Source organism: Gracilimonas halophila (assembly GCF_042684365.1).
Classification (GTDB): Bacteria; Bacteroidota; Rhodothermia; order Balneolales; family Balneolaceae; genus Gracilimonas; species Gracilimonas halophila.
Genome location: NZ_JBHULI010000025.1, coordinates 227,846 through 249,908, shown reverse-complemented (window position 1 = coordinate 249,908; position 22,063 = coordinate 227,846). Strand labels below are relative to the sequence as shown.

At 41.0% G+C, this 22,063-nt stretch carries 20 protein-coding genes and 6 tRNA genes; 15 read left to right on the top strand and 11 right to left on the bottom strand.

Features of this window, described 5'->3' with window-relative positions; all coding sequences use genetic code 11:
- Window positions 1–34: 34 nt before the first annotated feature.
- Window positions 35–1,219, top strand: a complete 1,185-nt coding sequence (locus ACFSVN_RS11955) for a BamA/TamA family outer membrane protein (protein WP_390302967.1) — start codon at window positions 35–37, stop codon at window positions 1,217–1,219.
- A gap of 16 nt (window positions 1,220–1,235) precedes the next feature.
- Here ACFSVN_RS11955 and ACFSVN_RS11950 read toward each other — a convergent pair whose 3' ends face one another.
- From ACFSVN_RS11950 to ACFSVN_RS11935, 4 genes are all read right to left on the bottom strand, one after another.
- The gene (locus ACFSVN_RS11950; protein ID WP_390302964.1) at window positions 1,236–2,402 is read right to left on the bottom strand and encodes a tetratricopeptide repeat protein; all 1,167 of its coding nucleotides are present in this window, start codon (window positions 2,400–2,402) and stop codon (window positions 1,236–1,238) included.
- 122 nt (window positions 2,403–2,524) lie between these two features.
- Entirely contained in the window at window positions 2,525–2,827 is a 303-nt protein-coding gene (gene nuoK, locus ACFSVN_RS11945; protein ID WP_390302961.1) for an NADH-quinone oxidoreductase subunit NuoK, read from the bottom strand.
- Between the two features lie 2 nt (window positions 2,828–2,829).
- Window positions 2,830–3,348, bottom strand: coding sequence for an NADH-quinone oxidoreductase subunit J family protein (locus ACFSVN_RS11940; protein ID WP_390302958.1), 519 nt, complete (start codon window positions 3,346–3,348; stop codon window positions 2,830–2,832).
- Between the two features lie 106 nt (window positions 3,349–3,454).
- Entirely contained in the window at window positions 3,455–4,261 is an 807-nt protein-coding gene (locus ACFSVN_RS11935) for an undecaprenyl-diphosphate phosphatase (protein WP_390302955.1), read from the bottom strand.
- Between the two features lie 82 nt (window positions 4,262–4,343).
- Here ACFSVN_RS11935 and ACFSVN_RS11930 point away from each other — a divergent pair, with 82 nt between their 5' ends.
- Window positions 4,344–5,345, top strand: coding sequence for an AAA family ATPase (locus ACFSVN_RS11930; RefSeq protein WP_390302952.1), 1,002 nt, complete (start codon window positions 4,344–4,346; stop codon window positions 5,343–5,345).
- A 315-nt stretch (window positions 5,346–5,660) separates the two neighbouring features.
- Here ACFSVN_RS11930 and ACFSVN_RS11925 read toward each other — a convergent pair whose 3' ends face one another.
- The 3 genes from ACFSVN_RS11925 to cmk all read right to left on the bottom strand — a co-directional run bounded on the left by ACFSVN_RS11925 (window position 5,661) and on the right by cmk (window position 8,894).
- A complete protein-coding gene (locus tag ACFSVN_RS11925; RefSeq protein ID WP_390302949.1) occupies window positions 5,661–6,032 on the bottom strand; it encodes a hypothetical protein in 372 nt (123 codons plus the stop codon).
- 140 nt (window positions 6,033–6,172) lie between these two features.
- Entirely contained in the window at window positions 6,173–8,167 is a 1,995-nt protein-coding gene (rpsA, locus tag ACFSVN_RS11920; RefSeq protein ID WP_390302946.1) for a 30S ribosomal protein S1, read from the bottom strand.
- 58 nt (window positions 8,168–8,225) lie between these two features.
- The gene (gene cmk / locus ACFSVN_RS11915) at window positions 8,226–8,894 is read right to left on the bottom strand and encodes a (d)CMP kinase (RefSeq protein ID WP_390302943.1); all 669 of its coding nucleotides are present in this window, start codon (window positions 8,892–8,894) and stop codon (window positions 8,226–8,228) included.
- 128 nt (window positions 8,895–9,022) lie between these two features.
- Here cmk and rpsT point away from each other — a divergent pair, with 128 nt between their 5' ends.
- The 3 genes from rpsT to ACFSVN_RS11900 all read left to right on the top strand — a co-directional run bounded on the left by rpsT (window position 9,023) and on the right by ACFSVN_RS11900 (window position 13,531).
- Entirely contained in the window at window positions 9,023–9,274 is a 252-nt protein-coding gene (gene rpsT / locus ACFSVN_RS11910) for a 30S ribosomal protein S20 (RefSeq protein ID WP_390302940.1), read from the top strand.
- Window positions 9,275–9,284: 10 nt separating this feature from the next.
- Window positions 9,285–10,805, top strand: a complete 1,521-nt coding sequence (gpmI, locus tag ACFSVN_RS11905) for a 2,3-bisphosphoglycerate-independent phosphoglycerate mutase (protein ID WP_390302937.1) — start codon at window positions 9,285–9,287, stop codon at window positions 10,803–10,805.
- Between the two features lie 146 nt (window positions 10,806–10,951).
- The gene (locus tag ACFSVN_RS11900; RefSeq protein ID WP_390302934.1) at window positions 10,952–13,531 is read left to right on the top strand and encodes an ATP-dependent Clp protease ATP-binding subunit; all 2,580 of its coding nucleotides are present in this window, start codon (window positions 10,952–10,954) and stop codon (window positions 13,529–13,531) included.
- Between the two features lie 79 nt (window positions 13,532–13,610).
- On the opposite strand, the gene ACFSVN_RS11895 is transcribed toward ACFSVN_RS11900, so the two are convergent.
- Entirely contained in the window at window positions 13,611–14,738 is a 1,128-nt protein-coding gene (locus tag ACFSVN_RS11895; RefSeq protein ID WP_390302931.1) for a hypothetical protein, read from the bottom strand.
- 74 nt (window positions 14,739–14,812) lie between these two features.
- Here ACFSVN_RS11895 and ACFSVN_RS11890 point away from each other — a divergent pair, with 74 nt between their 5' ends.
- The 8 genes from ACFSVN_RS11890 to ACFSVN_RS11855 all read left to right on the top strand — a co-directional run bounded on the left by ACFSVN_RS11890 (window position 14,813) and on the right by ACFSVN_RS11855 (window position 17,857).
- A complete protein-coding gene (locus ACFSVN_RS11890; protein ID WP_390302928.1) occupies window positions 14,813–15,856 on the top strand; it encodes an NAD-dependent epimerase/dehydratase family protein in 1,044 nt (347 codons plus the stop codon).
- A gap of 5 nt (window positions 15,857–15,861) precedes the next feature.
- Window positions 15,862–17,139, top strand: coding sequence for a glycosyltransferase (locus ACFSVN_RS11885; RefSeq protein ID WP_390302925.1), 1,278 nt, complete (start codon window positions 15,862–15,864; stop codon window positions 17,137–17,139).
- Window positions 17,140–17,220: 81 nt separating this feature from the next.
- Window positions 17,221–17,294, top strand: a tRNA-Pro gene (locus ACFSVN_RS11880).
- 64 nt (window positions 17,295–17,358) lie between these two features.
- A tRNA-Arg gene (locus ACFSVN_RS11875) sits at window positions 17,359–17,432 on the top strand.
- 23 nt (window positions 17,433–17,455) lie between these two features.
- A tRNA-Cys gene (locus ACFSVN_RS11870) sits at window positions 17,456–17,526 on the top strand.
- A 44-nt stretch (window positions 17,527–17,570) separates the two neighbouring features.
- Window positions 17,571–17,643: transfer RNA gene (locus ACFSVN_RS11865), tRNA-Glu, on the top strand.
- Window positions 17,644–17,652: 9 nt separating this feature from the next.
- Window positions 17,653–17,726, top strand: a tRNA-His gene (locus ACFSVN_RS11860).
- A gap of 58 nt (window positions 17,727–17,784) precedes the next feature.
- Window positions 17,785–17,857: transfer RNA gene (locus ACFSVN_RS11855), tRNA-Glu, on the top strand.
- 72 nt (window positions 17,858–17,929) lie between these two features.
- Here ACFSVN_RS11855 and ACFSVN_RS11850 read toward each other — a convergent pair.
- On the bottom strand, window positions 17,930–18,886 hold the full coding sequence (locus ACFSVN_RS11850) for a glycosyltransferase family 2 protein (protein ID WP_390303858.1): 957 nt from the start codon (window positions 18,884–18,886) through the stop codon (window positions 17,930–17,932).
- A 76-nt stretch (window positions 18,887–18,962) separates the two neighbouring features.
- On the opposite strand from ACFSVN_RS11850, the gene ACFSVN_RS11845 reads away from it, so the two are divergent.
- On the top strand, window positions 18,963–19,283 hold the full coding sequence (locus tag ACFSVN_RS11845; protein ID WP_390302922.1) for a MerR family transcriptional regulator: 321 nt from the start codon (window positions 18,963–18,965) through the stop codon (window positions 19,281–19,283).
- Window positions 19,284–19,341: 58 nt separating this feature from the next.
- On the opposite strand, the gene ACFSVN_RS11840 is transcribed toward ACFSVN_RS11845, so the two are convergent.
- Window positions 19,342–20,271 (bottom strand): COX15/CtaA family protein, encoded by a 930-nt coding sequence (locus ACFSVN_RS11840; RefSeq protein WP_390302919.1) that lies wholly within the window; start codon window positions 20,269–20,271, stop codon window positions 19,342–19,344.
- A 78-nt stretch (window positions 20,272–20,349) separates the two neighbouring features.
- Between ACFSVN_RS11840 and cyoE the strand changes: the two genes are divergently transcribed.
- Window positions 20,350–21,258: a heme o synthase gene (gene cyoE / locus ACFSVN_RS11835; protein ID WP_390302916.1), complete on the top strand. Its 909-nt coding sequence runs from the start codon at window positions 20,350–20,352 to the stop codon at window positions 21,256–21,258.
- A 131-nt stretch (window positions 21,259–21,389) separates the two neighbouring features.
- Here the strand turns inward: cyoE and ACFSVN_RS11830 are convergent, their stop codons facing one another.
- Entirely contained in the window at window positions 21,390–21,839 is a 450-nt protein-coding gene (locus tag ACFSVN_RS11830; protein ID WP_390302913.1) for an acyl-CoA thioesterase, read from the bottom strand.
- Window positions 21,840–22,063 lie beyond the last annotated feature (224 nt).

Genomic DNA, 22,063 nt, shown 5'->3' with positions numbered 1-22,063 from the left:
TATAGTTTATTCAACCCAAAAAGAATAATTACAATTGAAAGATCACCAACACTTCAGACTGCCTGCCCTCACCCTGGTATTAATTGTGGCGGTGATAAGTTTAACAACTTCCTTAAATGCACAATCAACATCTGAACCAAGCCCGGCAGTAACCGATTCTGTAGAACTAGCTCTATTACCTGCACTTGCTTACAATTCTGATTGGGGCTTAGTTGGCGGAGGAATAATGAGTAGGTATAGTTACAAAAACGAGATAAAGCCATTTCACTCCTATTTTACTGTTTTTGCATTAGCATCAACAAACGGTTTGTTCGCAAGCTCTTTTTTCTTTGATAAACCACAAGTATTCGGAAGCGATCAAAGGTTGAGTTTTTCGGCTTTTGTATCCCGCTTTTTTCAGAATCAATACTATGGTATCGGCTCTTATAATAAAATAGACTTAGAACCTGAGGGAAATCCTGAGTATTACTTGTATGAATCTTTTACTTCTGAGATCGAACTTATACTAAGAAGACCCATTGCCGACCTCAATAACGGTTCTACATTGGATGTTTACGGGATCTTGAACACCAACTACAGGACTCCATTGGGAGAAAATGACGGGAAATTGATAGTACAAGACAGGCCGGCCGGAATTGATGGGGCTCATACTATAAGTTTAGGTTCAGGCTTGATATGGGAAAATCGCGATAATGAATTCGACCCAAGTACAGGGTCTTATGCCAATGTCGGTTTTCAGGTAGCTAACGAGGTTATCGGAAGCGGTTATAATTACATAACAGTTGAAGGCGACCTCAGAGGTTATATACCTTTTCACTTTGTCAGGGATATTACCTTTGCCAACCGCCTCTCTTTCATCCATACCTATGGTTCTCTCCCCTATTGGAAACTTGCTGATCTTGGGGGCGAAGAAACCATGAGAGGTTATCCTGAGAATAGGTTTTTGGATGACAATGTGATTTTTCTGAACACAGAACTTCGCACCTGGCTTTGGGAGTTTCCCGAATACAATATTAAACTTGGGGGCACCTTATTTGCTGATATTGGACGAACCTTTAGCAATGGAGCCGCTCTGAACAATATCTTTAACGACCTTAAGTACACTCTCGGATTTGGAGGGAATTCATCCTTCTTTAATGAGAACTTTATTCTTCGGGGAGATGTAGGGTTCTCAGAAGAAGGATATGGGGTCTACTTCACTGCAGGTTATATGTTTTGAAGGGCGATCAGATCAACTAATAGGTTGAACTCAATAAGTTCCGGTTTCTGTACATTATTTCTTTGGTATGCTCCTTATGTAAATTGGCCGCATCCAGGAGCATTGCCTCATTGCCTGGAAATGGAATGATCTCAGAATTGATCATATCCCTGGATTCTCCAGATAACGCACGTTCATCTCCTGAAAAAGAAGCAGAAAAATGCTCAAATACAGCTGTGATTCCCACGTTTTCTGTCTTCACCAATTGATCGGTTCTGAGGTCTACATAGTCTAGCGTCCCTCCTACCATCGCTTCTTTTACTTGTCTGACTTTAGAAATTTCAGCTGAAACAGTAACAAAATTTGGTTCCCTTATATCATTCCCCAGTGAATCTTTCTTCACGTTTCCTCTTTCATCCAAAACGTACTTTGTGCCGTCTTGTATCTCTTTTTTTTCTGTGATGCTCTTTCTTTCCAGTCTCTCAGGAGTCACACTGATGTTATTGATATTTAACACAATAAAATAGTCGTACTGGACCTCTTCATCTTCAGATACACTGTATTGAATCCACCGGTCATTTAGATCGCTTAAGCCTATTTTCAAAAGCTCAGATTCAAAACGAGCAGGCAATACTACTTCCGAATTATTCTCAGTTATAAAAAGAACTTGATTCGTCCCCAAATACTGAGACTCGCGTAACATTTCATTTACATCTCTGTAATCTGAATAAATATCTCTTACACGTTCAAATTCATAGTAGGCTTTTCTGGCATTCTCTCTTCCACCTGATTCGAGATATTCTATCCCTCTTTTATAAGAAATTTCTGCTGCCTGTTCTTTTGATGCTATCAATTTTTCATCATAATCTATCAGAGTAAATTCGTCCATTAGAACTGTTGGAAGCGTTTTAATTCTATCCTGACGATTATCCAATCGCTGATAAAGATGATATATTCTAACATAGTTCTCTTCTCTGCCTTCTCTTTCAAGAAACTCAATTTGATCCATATCAAAGCTATTCGCTTTCAGGTAAGCTTCTTTAAGCACGTATAACTCTTTATCATTGTTAGGCTTTTTCCGAAGCTTTTTAACAGCCTTCTCAATGGCCTTGTCATATTGCCCTTTCTGCAGAAGTCTTTCAGAAGAATTACATCCTACAAATAAACCTACCGATATAATGAGTACAAATAATCTATATATCATAACATCCCTATTATTTTTTTATATCCAGAAAGTACAAATACCAAACAAAAAAATTGCTATAAAAAAAGCCTTCCTGATTTCAAGAAGGCTTTTTTCTTTTAATACTCTTCGTTAAAGGATTACTACCAGCGCAATAAGTTGATCTTACTCACATCAACTGAAAGGTTATTTCGGAAGATAGCGATGATGATAGCTAAACCAACAACAGCCTCTGCAGCGGCAACAGCTAATGCAAAGAAAACAAGGATCTGGCCGTCAATGTTGCCATGATGACTGGCAAAAGATACCAAAGATAAATTCACTGCATTCAGCATTAATTCAACACACATAAAAATTACGATGGCATTTCTGCGGATCAATACCCCTACAATGCCAATTGTAAACATGATAGCACTAAGACCTAAAAACCAATCAATTCCTACCATAATTAAATATTCTCTGTTCTTTTAATTTTATGTTGTGCGATCATTAATGCTCCGACAACTGCTGCAGTTAATAGAATTGCGGTTAATTCGAAAGGCAATAAATACTTGGTATAAAGTACATCTCCCGCAGCTTCAACAGTTCCTAACGTTGCCATATTTTCTGAGATGGCAGGCAGCATATCCGTAACACCGGCAAGGCTGTAAAAGATCTGACCCATTACGCCAATTGCCAAAAAGAATGCCAGGAAGTACTTGATCCTGAACTTATCAAACAACTTTTCTTCATCCCCTACATTCAATAACATGATCACAAACAGGAATAATACCATGATTGCGCCGGCATATACCAATACTTGTATAACTGCCAGGAACTGTGCATTGAGGATGAGAAAAATACCGGCAAGAGAAACCATGTTCAAAACAAGAAACAAGGCACTGTTTACCACATTTTTATTGATAACCATAGCCAAAGCCGAACCTACAGCCAAGACTGCTAACATGATGAATAAATAAACGATCATATATAAAGTATTTTGTGAGCGTCAAAGGTAGCCATATTTGCTTCCGCCTTCAAGAACATGATGCCCTATTTTTCATAATTATTCAATTTTAAACTTCAGGTCAGGATCATCTGATGAAATAGACCAACCCTATACCACCCACTAACCAACAGTAGTAAGAAAAGTAATGAAAGCCTTTTCTTTTCAAAATTATAATGAGGTATTTAAGGGCAAAATACCCAGATATAAATGCTGCCAGAAAACCAATAACAAGATTGATCAGCGCAGCATCCGAAACTCCTACTTCAATAAGTTCTTTTACTTCAAGCAGCATAGCTCCTGCTATAACAGGAATCAGCATCAGAAATGAGAAATTAGCAGCTTCTTCTCTTTTAACACCAAGCCAGAGTGCAGCGGAAATGGTTGAACCTGACCTGCTGATACCGGGAATCATTGCAAAGGATTGTGCAATACCGATCAGAAAGCTGCTGGAAAGATTAACATCCTTTTCTGTTGACCCAATAAATTTTGTCGAAAATAGGATCAGACCGGTTACGATCAGCATCACAGAAACCAATAGCGGATCGGAGAAAATTGCCTCCACCTGATCTTCCAGTGTAAAGCCAACAGCCATAGCGGGAATCATACTCACAAGTATTAATCCGATAAGCTTCACATTAGGATCATTTTTTTTAGCTGAAGGAGCCTTTAAAAAACCTAAACCTGAAACTAAAAGATTCAGGATCGTCTTCCGATAGTAAATGAGGATACTGCATAACGTTCCAAAATGGACAATAACTTCGAAAGTAATACCCGTCTCAACTTCAACCCCCAAAATTTGTTTACCAAGTACCAAATGCCCTGAACTGCTGATTGGTAAAAATTCAGTCAACCCCTGAATAATCCCTAACAAAAAAGATTGTAAAACGTCCATTGTCCATTTATTATATTTGTTTACTTTTTTAAGGCGAGAAAATAATCATATCATCAGCTAATACTAAAAAAGAATTCAGAAAATGAGCGAATACGCAATTGACATGGAAGCACTGACTGAAAAAATTGAGAAAGACAGTGCATTTATTGAAGACATCCGAAAAGAGTTAGATAAAGTTATCATTGGCCAGCGTTACATGATCGACAGGCTTTTGGTAGGATTACTTACCAACGGACATGTACTGCTTGAGGGAGTACCCGGACTGGCTAAAACACTAACTGTCTCAAGTTTGGCAACAGTGTTAAATACAGCTTTTCAACGTATTCAATTCACACCGGACTTACTTCCTGCTGACCTTATCGGTACGCTCATTTACAATCAAAAGGAAGGAGATTTCTTTGTAAAGAAGGGTCCTATTTTCGCAAATATCATTTTAGCAGACGAGATTAACCGATCACCGGCTAAAGTTCAAAGTGCCCTACTCGAAGCCATGCAGGAGAAACAAGTTACGATCGGGGAAGAAACATTCAAACTTGAGGAACCTTTCCTGGTATTAGCAACTCAGAATCCGGTGGAGCAGGAAGGAACATATCCACTTCCTGAAGCACAGGTTGACCGTTTTATGCTTAAACTCAAGATCGATTACCCAACCGAAAAAGAGGAAATGCAGATCATGAGGATGCAGGCAAAGACCGGTGAGAAAGAAGTGCTGAACAAAGTAGTAGACCCAAAAAAAATACTGGCTGCCCGTAAAACTATAAATGAGATCTACATGGATGAGAAGGTGGAACAGTATATTGTAGATCTTGTGTTTGCTACAAGAAAGCCTAAGAATTATAACTTAGACGATCTTGAAGACCTCATCAGTTTTGGAGCTTCTCCAAGAGCTACCATCAATCTCAATCTTGCATCAAGAGCAAATGCATTTATGGAACACCGGGCGTATGTTACACCTGAAGATGTACGAACCATAGCAATGGATGTTCTTCGTCACCGCATCATTCCTACCTTTGAGGCTGAAGCCGAAGACATTAATTCAGAGGATATCGTGACTAAGATCATGAATACTGTTCAGGTTCCTTAGTGGTATTTTTTAACATAAGAGTTACAAAAAAAAGGCTCACTTCCTTAAAAGAAGTGAGCCTTTTTTGTTTCAGATAAAACAGGTTAACCTTTTTTTGATCTGTTCTTTAATTGATCATATCCAATAGGGATCGCAAAGCATAAAATTGCGATCACTGATATTATGATCGTGGTTAAATCTATATCCATTGTAATAAAATTTTAGTATTGATAAGACATTCCCTTATTAATATTAGGTTTATAGCAAATTAAAAGGGTATTACTTCTTGATCGGGCTATTAATTATTCTGAAATGAGTATCAGAACAATGGATATTTCAGAGGTGGGAATGAAAGGGAAAGATCCGTTTCTTTATTGTCAGACTGACTTCTCTTTTTTCTAATCTCTCAAGATAGTCAGAGGACAACCAACGGCTAAACTTCTCAGTTATATGTTTTCCGTACGCATCTTCTTCAGTAAGATCTTCAGCTGTAAGTAACGTATTCGAAGTTGACGAACTTAACGCTCTCTCACTTTGATGGTGGACAGCGAATAAAAAGTTTTGAGCAGAAGGTTCAGAAGACTTTTCATCAGCCGATTGTATCTCAGCTTCAGCGTTAACTGACACACTTTCCGGCACTGCATAAGCCTGCAATGAAATGGAAAAGGTAAGTAGAAGCGTAAAAAATATGGAACACCTGATCTTCATAACCATATGATACGAACTTATTGAAGAACTGTTTTCACTCTTTCAAAAGAAATATAATTGATTCCATAAATTCTAAAGACATAAAAAAAGCCCCGCAAATTAACTTGCGGGGCTTTTTAATTAGTTATCTAAGGAAAAGATTATTCTTCTTCGTCAGAAGTCTCTTCTTCTTCCTTTTTAGCTTTAGCTTCTTCAGCCTTTTTCTTGGCTTTAGCTTTATCAGCTTTTTCCTGAGCTTCGGCTTTTTCTTTTTCTTCCATATCAGCTTTCAAAGCAGCCAATCCAGACATCTCACCTAGTGTTGGAGCACCGGTTTCTGTTTTAGATGTATCTACTTTCTTCTTAGCCTTTTTGGCTTTGTCCTTATCGGAATCAAGCTGACTTAACTCAATGTTTTTGTTGTTCTCATCGAAGTTCAGAACAAAAGCATCTTCTATCTTGTCGCCTTCCTTGTGGTCGGCTTCAGTTGCTTTGCTATAGTTCAGGAATGCTTCAGCACCTAATGGAAGCTTAACAAATACGCCCTTCTCAGTTGTTTTAACAACTTCACCTTCAACAGTGTTACCGGGTGCGTATTCTACAGCATATTTCTTCCAAGGGTTGTCTTCCACTTGCTTGTGGCCAAGGGTGATTCGACGGTTATCGAAATCAACGCCAAGGATTACAACCTCGATCTCCTGATCTTTGTCAACCACTTCATTTGGGTGATCAACTTTCTCAGTCCAGCTCAGGTCAGAAACGTGGATCAAGCCATCAATTCCGGGCTCAAGCTCAACAAATACACCAAAGTTGGTAAGGTTGCGAACAACACCTGTGTGTTTTGAACCAACAGGGAATCGCTCCAGGATATCTGCCCATGGATCTTCTTCCAGTTGCTTAACACCAAGAGAAATTTTCTTCTCTTCTTCGTTGATGTTCAACACTATACATTCAATCACATCATCTTTTTCAACTAGTTGAGATGGATGCTTGATGTGCTGTGTCCATGACATTTCAGAAATGTGGATCAGACCTTCAACACCTTTTTCAAGTTCGATGAAAGCACCGTAATCAGCGATAGAAACAACGCGACCCTGAACTTTATTTCCTTCAGGATATTTCTCATTAATAGCTTCCCACGGATGCGGTTGAAGCTGTTTCAGTCCAAGAGAAACTCGTTTGCTCTTCTCATCAAAGTCGATAACAGCAACATTTAAGCGCTGGTCAAGCTGCACGATCTCGTGCGGATCATCCACACGGCCCCAAGATAGGTCAGTAATGTGAAGAAGACCGTCAACACCACCAAGATCGATGAATACACCGAAGTCTGTAATGTTTTTAACAGCACCTTCAAGAACCTGACCGGACTCAATAGTTTCAAGAATTTCTTCACGCTGCTCTTCAAGATCAGACTCGATAAGCGCACGGTGAGAAACAACTACGTTTTCTGCAGCCATGTTCAATTTCACTACCTGGAATTCCATGGTCTTGCCAACATAAGCATCAAAGTCACGAACCGGACGTACATCAATTTGCGAACCGGGAAGGAATGCATCGATACCTAACACATCTACAACCATACCACCCTTAATGCGGCGTTTGATGTAACCTTCAATGATATCACCATCGTCATGAGAAGCTTCAATTTTCTCCCATGCTTGTAAGATATCTGCTTTACGGCGAGATAAGATAAGCTGACCTTCTTTGTCCTCAACTCTATCCAGGAATACTTCAATATCATCGCCCACTTCCATTTCTTCGAGGGCTTCATTAGAGAATTCGTTAACCTGGATGATACCTTCAGACTTAAATCCGATATCAACAACAACGTATTTCTCATCAATAGAAACTACACGTCCCTGTACAATTTCTTTTTCTTCAATTTCATTGAGGGTATCTTCATACATACCCACCATATCATTGTACTCATCATCAGTATATTCATCAGATGGGCGCTGGAGATCTTCAAGTTTGAAGACTTCTCCTTCTACATCACCGGAGTACACATGGGTAAGAGTTTCTTTTCTCTCTTCTGCGGCAGTTTCTTCAGCTGTAGCTTCTTCATTTTCTTCTGCTTCAGCAACTTCCGTAGTTTGGTCAACCGTTTCTTCGGCTGCTTCTTGTTCGTTTTGTTCTTGTTTTAATTCTTCAGTCATTATAATTGGTTATTGGTTTACCTCACAATTGACTTTCAACTGTGGGATAAGTTAAAATTTAAGTTTTGTTTTGTGATGCTATCACTTCTTTGATCTCAGTGCTGATAAAAGCAACTTGTTCCTCAAATGTCATTTCAGAAGTATCGATCAAAATAGCATCGTCTGCCTTTTTCAGGGGATCAGAACTCCTGTTAGAATCCTTTTCGTCCCTCGCAGCAATATTTTGCTTCACTTCTTCCAGTGTAACATTTTTACCACTGCTCTTTACTTCTTCAAATCTACGCTTTGCTCGTGTTTCCAGATCTGCAACCATAAAAAATTTAAGGTCTGCATCCGGAAAAACAGCTGTTCCAAGGTCTCTTCCGTCCGCGATGTAAACATTTTGCTTAACAACTTCTCGCATGAGTTGATTTACAAAAGCTCTAACATCAGAGTTTGAGGCGACCTCACTAACATTCTCAGAAATCTCCATGCTTCGGATCTCGTCGCTTACATCACGACCATCCAGAAAAGCGTGGAATTTTTTCTTTTTGAAATGAAAGGAAATCTCGCTTTCTTCAAGCTGTTCAAAGAACTTTTGATAATCTTTTTGGCAGTTCAAATAAACCAAGGTAGCCACGCGATACAACGCTCCCGAGTCAAGAAACTGAATCTGAAGTTTTGCCGCTACGGCTTTAGCTGTTGAACTTTTACCCGATCCTGCGGGCCCATCTATTACGACTATCATACAGATCAGTTAAATTAAACTTATATTGTTAATTATTCAATCATTTCTTGTTTAATATTTTCATAACTCTTAATTTTGGATTCTCGAAAAAATTCGAGGAATAATTAATTTCAAAAGCATATTTCGCAATGCCAATAACCAAACAAGCCAAAAAACGCGTACGCCAGGCTGAGCAAAGAAGAAATCACAACCGAAGTCGTCGTTCTAAAATGAGAACGCTGATAAAAAATGTATATGAGATTTCTGACAAAAAAGAAGCTGAAAAAGCGCTCAAAGATGCTGTCTCTTACCTCGACAGAATGAGTGTAAAAGGAATCATTCACGAAAATAACGCAGCTCGCAAGAAAGCACAGCTTACCAAGTACGTAAACAACCTGTAAGTTTAGTTGGATGGCCAACCCTGAATCGAAAGCGTTACTCGTAATTTTAGATGGATTCGGGTTGGCTGAAGATCCAACCGTCAGCGCTATTGATAAAGCTGACAAGCCTTTCATAGATTCGCTCTTCCAAACTTGTCCTCATTCAAAGCTCTCTGCAAGTGGTGAGAACGTTGGATTACCCGACGGTCAGTTTGGTAATTCAGAAGTCGGCCATCTTAACATAGGTGCCGGAAGAATTGTGTGGCAAGAGCTTTCCAGAATCAATAAAGCCATCAAGGACCGCTCTTTCTTCGAAAACGAAGAACTTTTAAAAGCCGTTGAAAAAGCCAAATCCCGTAATAAGATCCATATCATGGGCTTGTTTTCGGATGGAGGGGTTCACAGCCATAACGAACACTTGTTTGCACTGCTTGAGCTTTGCAAAAAACATGGGATCAAGCATGTTTTTATTCATGCGTTCACAGACGGCAGAGACACCTCCCCCAACGGTGGATTTCACTATGCAAAAGAATTAGAGGCTAAAGCATCTGAAATTGGTGTAGGGAAATTAGCTTCCTTAGTTGGACGCTATTATGCTATGGACCGTGATAATCGCTGGGAACGCGTTAAGCTTGCTTATGACCTGCTGGTACACGGAGAGGGGGAAAAATTCAGCTCGGCTGAACAAGGACTCCAATCCTCCTATGATAATGGAGTAACAGATGAGTTCATCAAACCTATCCTCCTTGATAATTCTCAAAAGTCACGTATTGAGAAAGGTGATACAGTCATTTTCTATAATATTAGAGGAGATCGGGCACGAGAGATCTCAAGAGCCCTTAATGAGCCCGGCTTTAATAAGTTTAAAGTGGAAGACCTTGATCTTCACTACACCACTTTTACCTCTTATGATGAAACCTTCCGGTTCGCACATGTTGCTTACCCTCCTCAGGAGCTTGCCAATACCATGGGGGAATGGCTCAGTAAGAAGGGCGTGAAACAATTTCGCATTGCAGAGACTGAAAAATACCCACACGTCACCTATTTTTTCAACGGCGGAGTGGAAGCCCCGAACAAAGGAGAAGACCGGATTGTAATTCCAAGTCCTAAAGTAGCAACTTATGATCTTCAACCTGAAATGAATGCTGAGCAGGTTACAGACACCCTTTGCGAGAAATTGGCTTCAGAAGAATATCAGTTTTTGGTACTCAATTATGCCAACCCGGATATGGTTGGGCATACAGGAGTAATGGAAGCAGCTATCAAAGCCGTTGAGACCATTGACATACAACTCAAGAGAGTTATAGAGACCGCAAATAAGCACGAATATCATTCTCTGATAATTGCAGATCATGGAAATGCAGACTGCATGATCAAAGAAGATGGGAGCCCGCATACTGCCCATACCACGGCTTTAGTTCCGGCTATTTTAGTAAATTATCCGGAACAGGTTACATTAAAAGACGGAATACTTGCAGATGTATCTCCAACAGTATTAAAGCTTATGGGTATTGAACAGCCCGAATCGATGACCGGGACCTCATTATTTTAATACTTCGTTATTGCATTTAGTTTGCATTTACTATACCGCCCTACTACCTTCGAGTAGTAATGAACTAAAGCTGTGTTTCATTCGTTTTTTTATCCGAATCACATAAGAACATTTTTAGACAAAAAAGGATTTAAGGAATACGTCAGATGGAGGGAAATTTTTCAAGCAAAGTTCGCGATGTTATACAATTCAGCCGAGAGGAAGCTCTCAGGTTAGGACATGATTACATCGGTACAGAGCATCTAATATTAGGAATTGTACGTTTAGGTGATGGAGTAGCTGTCAGGATCTTGAAAAATCTTGATTGTGATCTCTTTAAACTCAAAAAGACTATAGAAGACACCGTGCGCGGAACAGGCGGTTCTGTTCAGGTTGGTAACATCCCGCTTACCAAACAGGCCGAGAAAGTTCTAAGAATTACTTACCTGGAAGCGAAGCTTTACAAAAGTGATACCATCGGAACTGAGCATCTTCTCTTGTCTCTATTGAGAGATGATGAAAATATTGCTGCTCAGATCCTTCAACAATTCAGTATCTCCTATGATGCGGTTCGTGAAGAACTTGATCATATCATATCAGGAAAATCCCGCGAAGACCAAAGTGATGCTTCATCCATGACCGCGAGTGCTTCCTCCTCAAAAGGTCCAACCGGATCAGGAAGTTCAAGAGAAAAGAAAATGGAAAAATCAAAAACCCCTGTACTCGACAACTTTGGGCGTGACCTTACTGAACTCGCTGAAGAAGGACGTCTCGACCCAATTATTGGCCGGGAAAAAGAAATTGAACGTGTTGCTCAGGTATTGAGTCGACGTAAGAAGAACAACCCTGTCCTAATTGGTGAACCGGGTGTTGGTAAAACTGCCATTGCTGAGGGTTTAGCTACCCGAATTGTGGAACGAAAGGTATCACGTGTACTGTACGATAAGCGCGTGATTGCTCTAGATCTCGCTGCCCTTGTTGCCGGAACTAAATATCGCGGACAATTTGAAGAACGCATGAAAGCCGTGATGACAGAACTCGAGAAAACGGAAGATGTCATTCTATTTATTGATGAGCTCCACACCATAGTTGGAGCAGGCGGTGCAAGTGGCTCACTTGATGCTTCAAATATGCTGAAACCTGCTCTTGCCAGAGGAGATATTCAAGCAATTGGAGCAACCACACTGAACGAATACAGGCAGTTTATTGAAAAGGACGGTGCTTTGGAACGCAGATTCCAAAAGATCATGGTAGATCCTACCACACCTGAAGAGACCAACGAAATTCTAAATCAGATCAAGCCAAAATATGAGAAACATCATAGTGTACGATACACTGATGAGGCCATTGAAGCTTGTGTAAAATTAACGGATCGCTATGTAACCGATCACTTTTTACCTGATAAAGCAATTGATGCTTTGGATGAAGCAGGTGCACGTGTTCACCTTTCAAATATAACTGTGCCTCAAAATATCATTGATCTCGAGGAAGAGATCGAGACTACCAGTGAAGAAAAAAATTCAATGGTTAAAAAGCAGCGCTTTGAAGAAGCGGCCCGACTCCGTGATAAAGAAAAGAGGCTTATTGAAGAGCTTGAGATCGCACAGAGTGAATGGGAAAAAGAGTCTGAGAGCATCGTTTATGATGTTAAGGAAGAAGATGTAGCCTCGGTAATTGCTATGATGAGTGGTGTTCCCGTAAACAAGATCACTCAGAAGGAAGGGCAAAAGCTCTTAAAGATGAAAGAAAGTCTCTCCGGAAAAGTTATCGGGCAGGAAGAAGCTATTGTTAAGCTTACTAAGGCCATTCAACGAACACGTGCAGGCTTAAAAGACCCATCCCGCCCAATTGGTTCCTTTATATTTCTGGGACCAACAGGTGTAGGTAAAACCGAGATGGCCAAAGTGCTTTCAAGGTATTTATTTGACAAAGAAGACACGCTCGTTCGTATTGATATGAGCGAGTATATGGAGAAATTTTCTGTCTCCCGCTTAGTAGGAGCTCCTCCGGGATATGTTGGATATGAAGAAGGTGGTGTTTTAACTGAGAAAGTAAGACGCAAACCTTACAGTGTTGTTCTTCTTGATGAGATTGAAAAAGCTCACCCTGATGTATTCAATATTTTATTACAAGTACTGGATGATGGAATACTGACTGACAGCCTTGGACGTAAAGTTGATTTCAGAAATACGATCATCATCATGACTTCAAATATTGGAGCTCGTGATATACGTAATATGGGTAAAGGAATCGGGTTTGATACCGATGACTCTCCTTTTGATTACGCCAAAATGAAATCCACGATACAGGATGCATTGAAAAAGGTATTCAATCCTGAATTCCTAAACAGAATTGATGACGTTATTACCTTCAAGCCGCTTGAAAAAGGCGATATCTACCAGATCATAGACTTGTTGAATGAAGAGCTGTTCAGCAGAATCAAGGAACTTGGTTTTACTGTTGAGGTAACCAAAGCAGCTAAGGAATTTATCACCGATAAAGGCTTTGATCAAAAATATGGAGCCCGCCCGCTTAAGCGCGCAATCCAAAAATACATCGAAGACCCCTTGGCTGAAGAACTCCTCGAAAACAGGCATAACGAAGGTTCCGTGATCAAGATCAAGATGAATAAATCCAGAGACGGATTGGATTTTGACTGGACAGAAGCTGATACTGAAGCCTCTTCTGAAACTAAAGATGCTGATCAGGAAGAACAGGATGCTTCTGAGGAAGCAAAGGAAGTCTGATCAATATGATCAACTGAAATTAAAAAGCCCCGCACATTCATAGTTAATGCGCGGGGCTTTTTTTATATCCTTACACTTCCTAAAAACTAGCATTTAGATCAAGGGTTTTACTCAACCCTGACAATGAGTATCTATATGTTCCCTTTCGGGATACACTCAGAGGTATCAGATCTGTCATGCTCAACGAAGTATTGAAACTCTGTCGCTGAATAGCTCGTGCTGCTACATTTATTACATGAACTTCTACACCCGTAAGTGCTGAACCTGATCGGGAACCTGTAAGTGCAACCACCGTTTGATCTTCCGGAACATATTCAGCATACAACAATGTAGACCTGAAACTTGCACTGCCATTTCGTTCGCCATTCCTCACAGAATATACTCCCATCCTACCGTTGGAACGAATGGTCACATAACCCCCATCTTCAGAGATCACCACATCTTCCACACTTTGATCAAAATTGATCTCAGCAAGATCGTTTCCAAAACGGTCAGTAATTACCACTATGTTATCTGTTCCAGGGCTATAGGTTGCGATCGCAATAAATTGCCCATTATCTGAAACCTTTACGGTACGAATGGCTCTGTTGCTACTGTAATAAATATCTGTTGATGTCAGATCACTATTCACAACTTTGGCCCGAGACCCCTCAACTCCTCCACTAACAACCTTAGGATTATACAGTACCACTGTTCTAAATGCAGGATCTGAAGCAAGCTCAGAGATCGACTCCCCTTCTGTACTTTGCGAACTGTTTGAAATAGACTGCTTGACGCTGCCGAGGGAATTGTAGAATAAAAAATTCGCAATGTTCTCTCTTACAACAAATCCGCCATTCAACTTTGCATAGATCTTAGCTGAGGCATCATCACTCTCTATATTAAATGAAGTGCTGAACAATTCATCACCGTTTCCGGCGTGAATATTAATTGAAGAACTTTTCAATACTGCAGAAATAGCTGTCAGATTATTCACTGATGAAGATGCTGCAGTTCCAGCAAATCTAAGATCGTTGCCTTCGATGGCAATTTGGTGGCCTGAGATCGTATATTGATTCACCCCATTACGGGCAGTAACCGAAGATTCTGTTACAGTCAGGGATTGGGCCAAAGTTAATGTTGAAGTTATAGCAGTTACTATAAATAGAATAAAATATCTCATGGATTTCTTGAATTTAAATGCACCGCTAAGAACGGGATTTTTCAAGACTATTTCTTCTTTTTCAAAGGCTTTTTACTAAAATCCCTATCTTATGCTAAAATCAAAAACAAACAATCAATATGGGCTATCATCTAATTACCGGCGGATGTGGATTTGTCGGAAGAAATTTTGTAAAACGTCTTCACAGAAGCACTAATGACACTATTTTTTTTATTGATGATCTCTCCGTAGGGACTCACCCATCAACATGGCTTCCTGAGGGTACTCCGGTCGAGAAGCAAAACGGACTGGAATTTTTTGGAGAAGATAAGCGAATGGTTTTCCTGAAACAGGATGCACGCTATTTCATAAGAGCCATGCTCGATAATGAAAATCATATTAAGGATACTTATGGGTTGCATGTTACACGCTTCAAGGACGTATTTCATTTTGCGGCCATTGTAGGCGGCCGTGCCAAAATTGATGGTGATCCAATGATGGTGGCTCTTGACCTCTCCATTGATGCCGAGTTTTTCCTCTGGGTATGCCGACAAAAACCCAATCGTGTATTATACCCCAGCTCAAGTGCAGCATATCCCGTAGATCTACAGACAGAATCTGATGCGATCGCGCTCAGTGAAAGTGATATCGATTTTAAAAAGATGGGACAGCCCGACATGACCTATGGTTGGTCTAAACTCACCGGGGAATATCTCGCGCAAACTGCTGCAGAACATTATGGACTTTCTGTAACCTGTATTCGTCCGTTCTCAGGATATGGAGAAGACCAGAACCTTTCCTATCCTATTCCGGCCATTGCACGACGGGCAGCACTCAAAGAAAATCCTTTTGAGGTATGGGGAACCGGTGAGCAAGGTCGAGACTTTGTTCACATTGAAGACGTTATGGATTGCACGTTATATGCTATGGAAAGAATTACAGATGGAAGTGCCATTAATATAGGAAGCGGCAAACTCACCTCCTTCCTTGAAATAATTGAGATCTTCACCTCATTTGCAGGCTACAACCCCGACATCAAAAAACTACTGGATAAGCCTGTTGGCGTTCACTCCCGATATGCCGATATGAGCTATGTGAATAATGACCTTGGATGGAAACCTAAACTTTCCCTTGAAGAGGGAATGCGGCGTGTATATGACGTTGCTGTAGATAAATACGCTTAAGCCATATGCCAACTATTGTTTGTTTCGGACCGGGGCCAAAATTCAAGGGTGGAATTTCCAATTACAACACCTCCCTGGCCAAAACCCTGGATAAGGATCCCGAAAACGAAGTACATATTGTTTCCTGGACCAACCAATACCCTTCCATTATTCCAAGGGAATTTGTAGATAAATCAAGCCACTCTGATTTTTTGGAAGGCACACGGGTTAAAGTGAAGTACATCACCAACTATAACAATCCTTTCAGCTGGAAAGAAACGGCCAGGTATATCACTTCCCTAAATCCAGATAAGGTAATCTTTCAATGGGCTATTTCTATACAGGGCATTCCAATGGGCTCTATTTCCAAATGGCTGAAACGAAATTCCGATGCTGAGGTAATTTTTGATTTACATTTTGTGGTTCAAAAAGAAGGCAGCACTATTGATGAAAGGCTTACCAAACGAGGCATCAAACATGCTGACACCTATATTACACACGCTTATAAAACTGTAGATGAACTGAAAGCACTCTACCCAGATCGCACATTTGCTGTCAATGAAAGTGGTGATAGGTCTGCTTCAGGAGATACTACAGTAATCAAACTCTTTCACCCGGTATACGATCTCTATGAACCGGATCCCGACTTTGATACCGAAGCATTCAAAAAAAAGCTGGGATTAAAGAAACATGTATTTCTTTTCTTTGGATTCATTCGAAAATATAAAGGGTTGCACAACACTATCCGTGCTTTTAAAAAAGTAGCCGATGTACGGGATGATGTTTCTTTATTGATTTGCGGTGAGGAATTCTGGGCGACGCTCGATACTTCCAAGTTCACTACAAAATTAAAACGAGTGCTTTTTGCTCTCGCTCAAAAACTTTTCCTCAAAAATAAAGAGAGCGAACAAGATTACCGTCCACTAGAATTAATAGAAGAACTCGGACTCCAGAAAAGCACTGTTGTCAAAAATGAATTCATCCCTAATGAGGATGTACACAAATACTTTCAAGTCAGTGACTGCAGTGTACTATATTATTTGACAGCCACCCCATCAGGAGTTGAATCACTAACCTACAATTTTGAACTCCCGATTTTAGCAACTGATGTTGGTCATTTTCCTGAAACAATTAACGATGGATATAACGGCTATTTGGCAAAAGACAGGGATATTGACTCTATGGCCGAACAAATGCTAAAGTTTATTGAAAGACCTTTACCCAAAGAAAATGTGCGCAAATCTGCAGAAGATATGAGCTGGAAAAATTACGTTTCAGCCATACTTTTTGACCACCTTGATTAATTACTGAAATTTAGAAAAAAAGTGATTTATTCATTTGGCAACCGTCTGAAATAAGCCCTATATTTGGAGTCTTTCGAAGAACGGGGAGTGGCGCAGTCCGGTAGCGCATTCGCTTTGGGAGCGAAGGGTCGCAAGTTCAAATCTTGTCTCCCCGACTAAAGAAAGATTTTTCGGCTTATTCCCGGAAAATCTTGTTTTTTTTGACATATTGTAAGTTGAGCGCCCGTAGCTCAACTGGATAGAGCAACGCCCTTCTAAGGCGTAGGTTACAGGTTCGACTCCTGTCGGGCGTACTAGCTTTTTGCTAATAACAAAAGGCGACATGGCCGAGTGGTTAGGCAGAGGTCTGCAAAACCTCGTACGGCGGTTCGAACCCGCCTGTCGCCTCATTGGCACCTTGTTATTTTTTGACATATTGAATTTTCATTAATGCCGCGTTCGTCTAGGGGTCCAGGACGCCGCCCTTTCACGGCGGTAGCACGGGTTCAAATCCCGTACGCGGTACAATAAATGGAGCTCGTAGCTCAGTCGGTTAGAGCGCTAGGTTGTGGCCCTAGAGGCCGTGGGTTCAAATCCCATCGGGCTCCCTTTTATCTAACTGTGGACTTAAAAACTCCACGGTTTTTTTATTGAAATAATTTTAATGCCGCGTTCGTCTAGGGGTCCAGGACGCCGCCCTTTCACGGCGGTAGCACGGGTTCAAATCCCGTACGCGGTACATATCAAAAAGCCCCGTTCATAAGTTATGTGCGGGGCTTTTTTAATGGAATAAACTTTTGCAAAATATCAGTTAGACCCTTTCCCGAATTCTTGGCTTTTGCTTCTCAACATGATTCTTATTGATCAGTTCTCCTAGTAAGCCTGTGGAGAAAAACTGAACCCCCACAACCATTAACAAAATACCCATAAATAATAAGGGACGGTCTCCAATTCCTGCTCCATACATAAATTTAATTAATGCCAGATACATATTAATACCTCCACCTATCAATAGTAGCAACACACCAATAGTCCCAAAAAAGTGCATAGGTTTCTGAAGATACTTTTGGACAAAAGTAATTGTAATCAAATCCAGGAATCCGTTCATAAATCGTGACAGGCCAAACTTCGTCTTGCCATATTTACGGGGATGATGTTTCACGACTTTCTCAGTGATCCGGGAATACCCTTCTCTCTTAGCCAGCATTGGAATATAGCGATGCAGTTCCCCATACAAGTAGATGTTCTCAACCACATCAGCCCTATAGGCTTTCAGTCCGCAGTTAAAATCATGTAGATCAATCCCGGCTACTTTCCGGGTTACAAAGTTGAAGAATTTAGAAGGAATGGTTTTTGATATCGGATCATGACGCTCTTTTTTCCAACCGCTTACAAGGTCAAAACCATCATCTTCAAGCAGTTTTATCATCTCGGGAACCTCTTTGGGGTCATCCTGAAGATCAGCATCCATGGTAACTACATACTTACCCTCGGCGGCTTCGAATCCGGCCTGAAGTGCCACACTCTTACCATAATTATGATGAAAACGAATTCCCCTGATCACCTTTTTCTGCTCGCTCAGAGAAGTGATCACTTTCCAGGAATCATCCGAAGAACCGTCATCCACAAAAATGACTTCGTAGCTGAATGTATGATGCAATGCATCAGCAATAGCCTGCTCTAATTCCGGCAATGATTCATCCTCATTGAAAACGGGTACGACGATACTTATTTCCGGACTTTTAAGTATTTGTGATTCTTGCAAAATGGATGCTTTTAAATATGTTTAGAATTAGTTTACTTTCACGGACTAAAAACGTTCTAAAATACACTTTCTGCCTGCTATGAAAAAATTGTATTACTCAATGGGTGAAGTCAGCAAATTAACAGGGCTTGAACCTCATGTTTTGCGAAACTGGGAAAAGACATATACCGAATTACGCCCCAAAAAAAACAGCGCCGGAAACAGAGTGTACAAAGAACAGGAACTGGCACTCATCTTTAGAATAAAGGAATTACTTCAGGACAGGAAGTACAGCTCTGAAGGTGTTCAGGAAATACTCAGTAATGGGGAAAAGAAACAAGGACCGGAGTTGAGCGCCACAGCCCGCAAAGACCTCAATGAGATCAAGGTGTTTTTGAATGATCTGTTGGAACGTTTGTAGGTTGATATACAGAAAGCAGAAGGCAGTAAGCGGGTTCTGCCTTCTGCTTTTCTTCCTACTAATTAATACCTCCCTTCCTTACTACCAGGATCATTAAGAATTGAGCGCACACCATCACCGCCATTCCCACAAGATGAAGTACCTGTAATACCCGGGGCATATCCAGATAATATAACCCGATCCCGATCATTACTTGTGCAGAAACCAACAGGACATTCAATCTTCCCAAGGTTAAAACCAATCCTTCTGCCTTATTTTTATTTAGAATGTAGTATAGGAATGCTCCTGCAAAGATCACCAGCCACGAAAAACTTCGGTGGATCGGAAATACGTCTCCCACATTTTCCAGCCATATACCTCTCGGTAACACTTCGGATGCGTTTTTAATAACATCTACTGCTTCCCGTACTTGTGTCCCAAGCACAAGTTGTATCATTGATAAACCAAATAAGATCCAAAGGGTCCATGTTAATTTTTTTCTGAACTGCTCTTCTATTCTAACCTTAAGAAGATCACTTGTAGCTTCGAATGTAGCGTACAAAAGAGTCATGATGATCACCATAGCTACGAGCATGTGCGCAGTGATCATCCCTGCATGCAGCCCTGTTTTTACAACTACCCCTCCTAACCATCCCTGAAACAGAACGAGCACAAAGGCAGCAAATGAGCTGTAAAAAACTGTTGGCTTTGCCTTTCTGTATCTAAAAGATATCACAAATGTGCCGGTAATGAGTAGCCCGATGAGCACACCCACCAATCGATTCACATACTCGATCCAGGTGTTATAGACATTAAACTGACTCGCATCAAATTGGGATGGTAATTCAGCTAAACTGGTGGGAGGTATCCACATACCGAAGCATTTGGGCCAATCGGGGCATCCCAATCCGGCCCCCGCTGCACGAACAAGTCCTCCCACAAGGATCAGAAATAAAGTGGCTGCTACGGTTAGGATCGCTGTTTTTTGGAAAGTGTTCAATTTCATCATCAAAAGACTGTCAAATAAGGGGAATAATATTTAAATTCAGGGCTGCAGATAGCATAATCTCTACCCCACTAAATTTACATGAATTCAGCCGAAGAAAACATCCTCATCAAGAGATCTTTTACGGATGTGATTTCCGATTACTACCAACTGACCAAACCGGGCATCACCATGTCTGTATTGGTGAGCATGTTGGTGGGATTTATTCTCGGCAGTGGAGCTAACATTGATTTCGTTATTCTCATTCACGCACTCATCGGAACTTACCTGATCGCTGCGGGGACCGGTGCTCACAATCAGTTTATGGAGCGTGTTTCCGATCGGCTGATGAAGCGAACCTCAAAGCGTCCAATGCCCGACCAAAGAGTTGATTCCAAAAGTGGAATGATTTTTTCACTTAGTATGATCTTTTCAGGGTTGCTTTATCTTATTCTCATGGTCAATCCCGTCGCCGGAGCTGTGTCTTTTGCGACCTCTCTTATCTACCTCGGTGTTTATACACCTATGAAGAAAGTATCTCCGATCAATATTGCGATCGGTGCTATTCCCGGGGCGTTGCCTCCTGTTGGAGGTTGGGCTGCAGCAACCGGAAATATTGCTGAACCGGGCATGTGGCTTTTATTTGCGATCATGTTTTTCTGGCAGGTTCCACATGTACTATCCATAGCGTGGCTTTGTAAAGATGATTATTCCAGCGCCGGGCTCAAAATGCTCCCTAAGAAAGACGATAAAGGATACAAGACCGTTTTTTGGTCTATGATCTGTGCACTTTGCCTGTTTCCTGTTACCCTTGCTATGTATCAGCTTGATATTTCAGGAATGATCTTTCTGGTACTTGGAATGGTCTTTGCCCTTGGGTTCTTAGCATATACCATAAAATTTGGCCTCGACCGCACCAAAGCTAATGCAAAGCAAATGATGTTTGCCTCCATTGCCTATCTCCCCCTGGTTTGGATCGCCGTGTTTCTCGACCGGTTTATTTCTTTTTAAGGGAAGGACGATTGACGACGGACGAATGACCAACCAATGTGAAAAAGACATTTGGTTTTCTTTCCCGCACCACGGGTATTAATTAGATCTTTTAGTGGCGAGCATAACTAATTCATTTGTACTGAGATTAGTTACGTTTTATCCGGCATCCATTCAAAGTTTTCGGTTTTTGGGAACCGATTCATAACCTCCCTTAATTCCGGTATAACACCCAGTTTCCGATTTTCCAGATTAAGCCAGGCGCCATCAACGGTGACTTGGGCAGCTTTTATACTGTCTTCACCTTCCTTGAAAATCTCATGCAGAAAGCTCCACCGGGAGCCGTCTCGTCGCATGGTTGTCAATGCACAGGTTACCTTGATGATCTCTAGCAAATTTATTTCTCTCTCGAATTTGGTCTCCTCCCGGAACAACACAGGTCCAAAACCCAAGCGACCGATCTCAGTAATGGGGAGATCAAAATCAGAAAACATTCCGACCCGTGTTTGGGCGGCATAGTCATTATAGACGAAATGACGCATGTGGCGGTTGGGGTCCATATCCGCCCACGTTACCTCAAAGGTTTTACTGTATGTCTGCATTATGGCGGTATGTGTTAGTTAGCTTGCTATAAAAGGAATGGGTGTATTCACATACATGCCATTCTCGGTATAACGGTCTTGGCTATAACTGGGAGTTTGAAGAATGAATGCTTGTGCGCCAATTGCTTGAGGCAGAGTCTTCCCAACTGCTCAGGAGTATCACAAAGCAGAGCACCGTGACAAGGGTAAAATAATAATCAAAGGTTAGAGCTTTTTTCCACCTC

What these genes read in the sequence shown, in the direction of transcription:
- ACFSVN_RS11950 (WP_390302964.1), bottom strand. Translation starts at nt 2,402, where the DNA reads ATGATATATAGATTATTTGTACTCATTATATCGGTAGGTTTATTTGTA.
- nuoK (WP_390302961.1), bottom strand. Translation starts at nt 2,827, where the DNA reads ATGGTAGGAATTGATTGGTTTTTAGGTCTTAGTGCTATCATGTTTACA.
- ACFSVN_RS11940 (WP_390302958.1), bottom strand. Translation starts at nt 3,348, where the DNA reads ATGATCGTTTATTTATTCATCATGTTAGCAGTCTTGGCTGTAGGTTCG.
- ACFSVN_RS11935 (WP_390302955.1), bottom strand. Translation starts at nt 4,261, where the DNA reads ATGGACGTTTTACAATCTTTTTTGTTAGGGATTATTCAGGGGTTGACT.
- ACFSVN_RS11930 (WP_390302952.1), top strand. Translation starts at nt 4,344, where the DNA reads ATGAGCGAATACGCAATTGACATGGAAGCACTGACTGAAAAAATTGAG.
- ACFSVN_RS11925 (WP_390302949.1), bottom strand. Translation starts at nt 6,032, where the DNA reads ATGAAGATCAGGTGTTCCATATTTTTTACGCTTCTACTTACCTTTTCC.
- rpsA (WP_390302946.1), bottom strand. Translation starts at nt 8,167, where the DNA reads ATGACTGAAGAATTAAAACAAGAACAAAACGAACAAGAAGCAGCCGAA.
- cmk (WP_390302943.1), bottom strand. Translation starts at nt 8,894, where the DNA reads ATGATAGTCGTAATAGATGGGCCCGCAGGATCGGGTAAAAGTTCAACA.
- rpsT (WP_390302940.1), top strand. Translation starts at nt 9,023, where the DNA reads ATGCCAATAACCAAACAAGCCAAAAAACGCGTACGCCAGGCTGAGCAA.
- gpmI (WP_390302937.1), top strand. Translation starts at nt 9,285, where the DNA reads ATGGCCAACCCTGAATCGAAAGCGTTACTCGTAATTTTAGATGGATTC.
- ACFSVN_RS11900 (WP_390302934.1), top strand. Translation starts at nt 10,952, where the DNA reads ATGGAGGGAAATTTTTCAAGCAAAGTTCGCGATGTTATACAATTCAGC.
- ACFSVN_RS11890 (WP_390302928.1), top strand. Translation starts at nt 14,813, where the DNA reads ATGGGCTATCATCTAATTACCGGCGGATGTGGATTTGTCGGAAGAAAT.
- ACFSVN_RS11885 (WP_390302925.1), top strand. Translation starts at nt 15,862, where the DNA reads ATGCCAACTATTGTTTGTTTCGGACCGGGGCCAAAATTCAAGGGTGGA.
- ACFSVN_RS11845 (WP_390302922.1), top strand. Translation starts at nt 18,963, where the DNA reads ATGAAAAAATTGTATTACTCAATGGGTGAAGTCAGCAAATTAACAGGG.
- ACFSVN_RS11840 (WP_390302919.1), bottom strand. Translation starts at nt 20,271, where the DNA reads ATGATGAAATTGAACACTTTCCAAAAAACAGCGATCCTAACCGTAGCA.
- cyoE (WP_390302916.1), top strand. Translation starts at nt 20,350, where the DNA reads ATGAATTCAGCCGAAGAAAACATCCTCATCAAGAGATCTTTTACGGAT.
- ACFSVN_RS11830 (WP_390302913.1), bottom strand. Translation starts at nt 21,839, where the DNA reads ATGCAGACATACAGTAAAACCTTTGAGGTAACGTGGGCGGATATGGAC.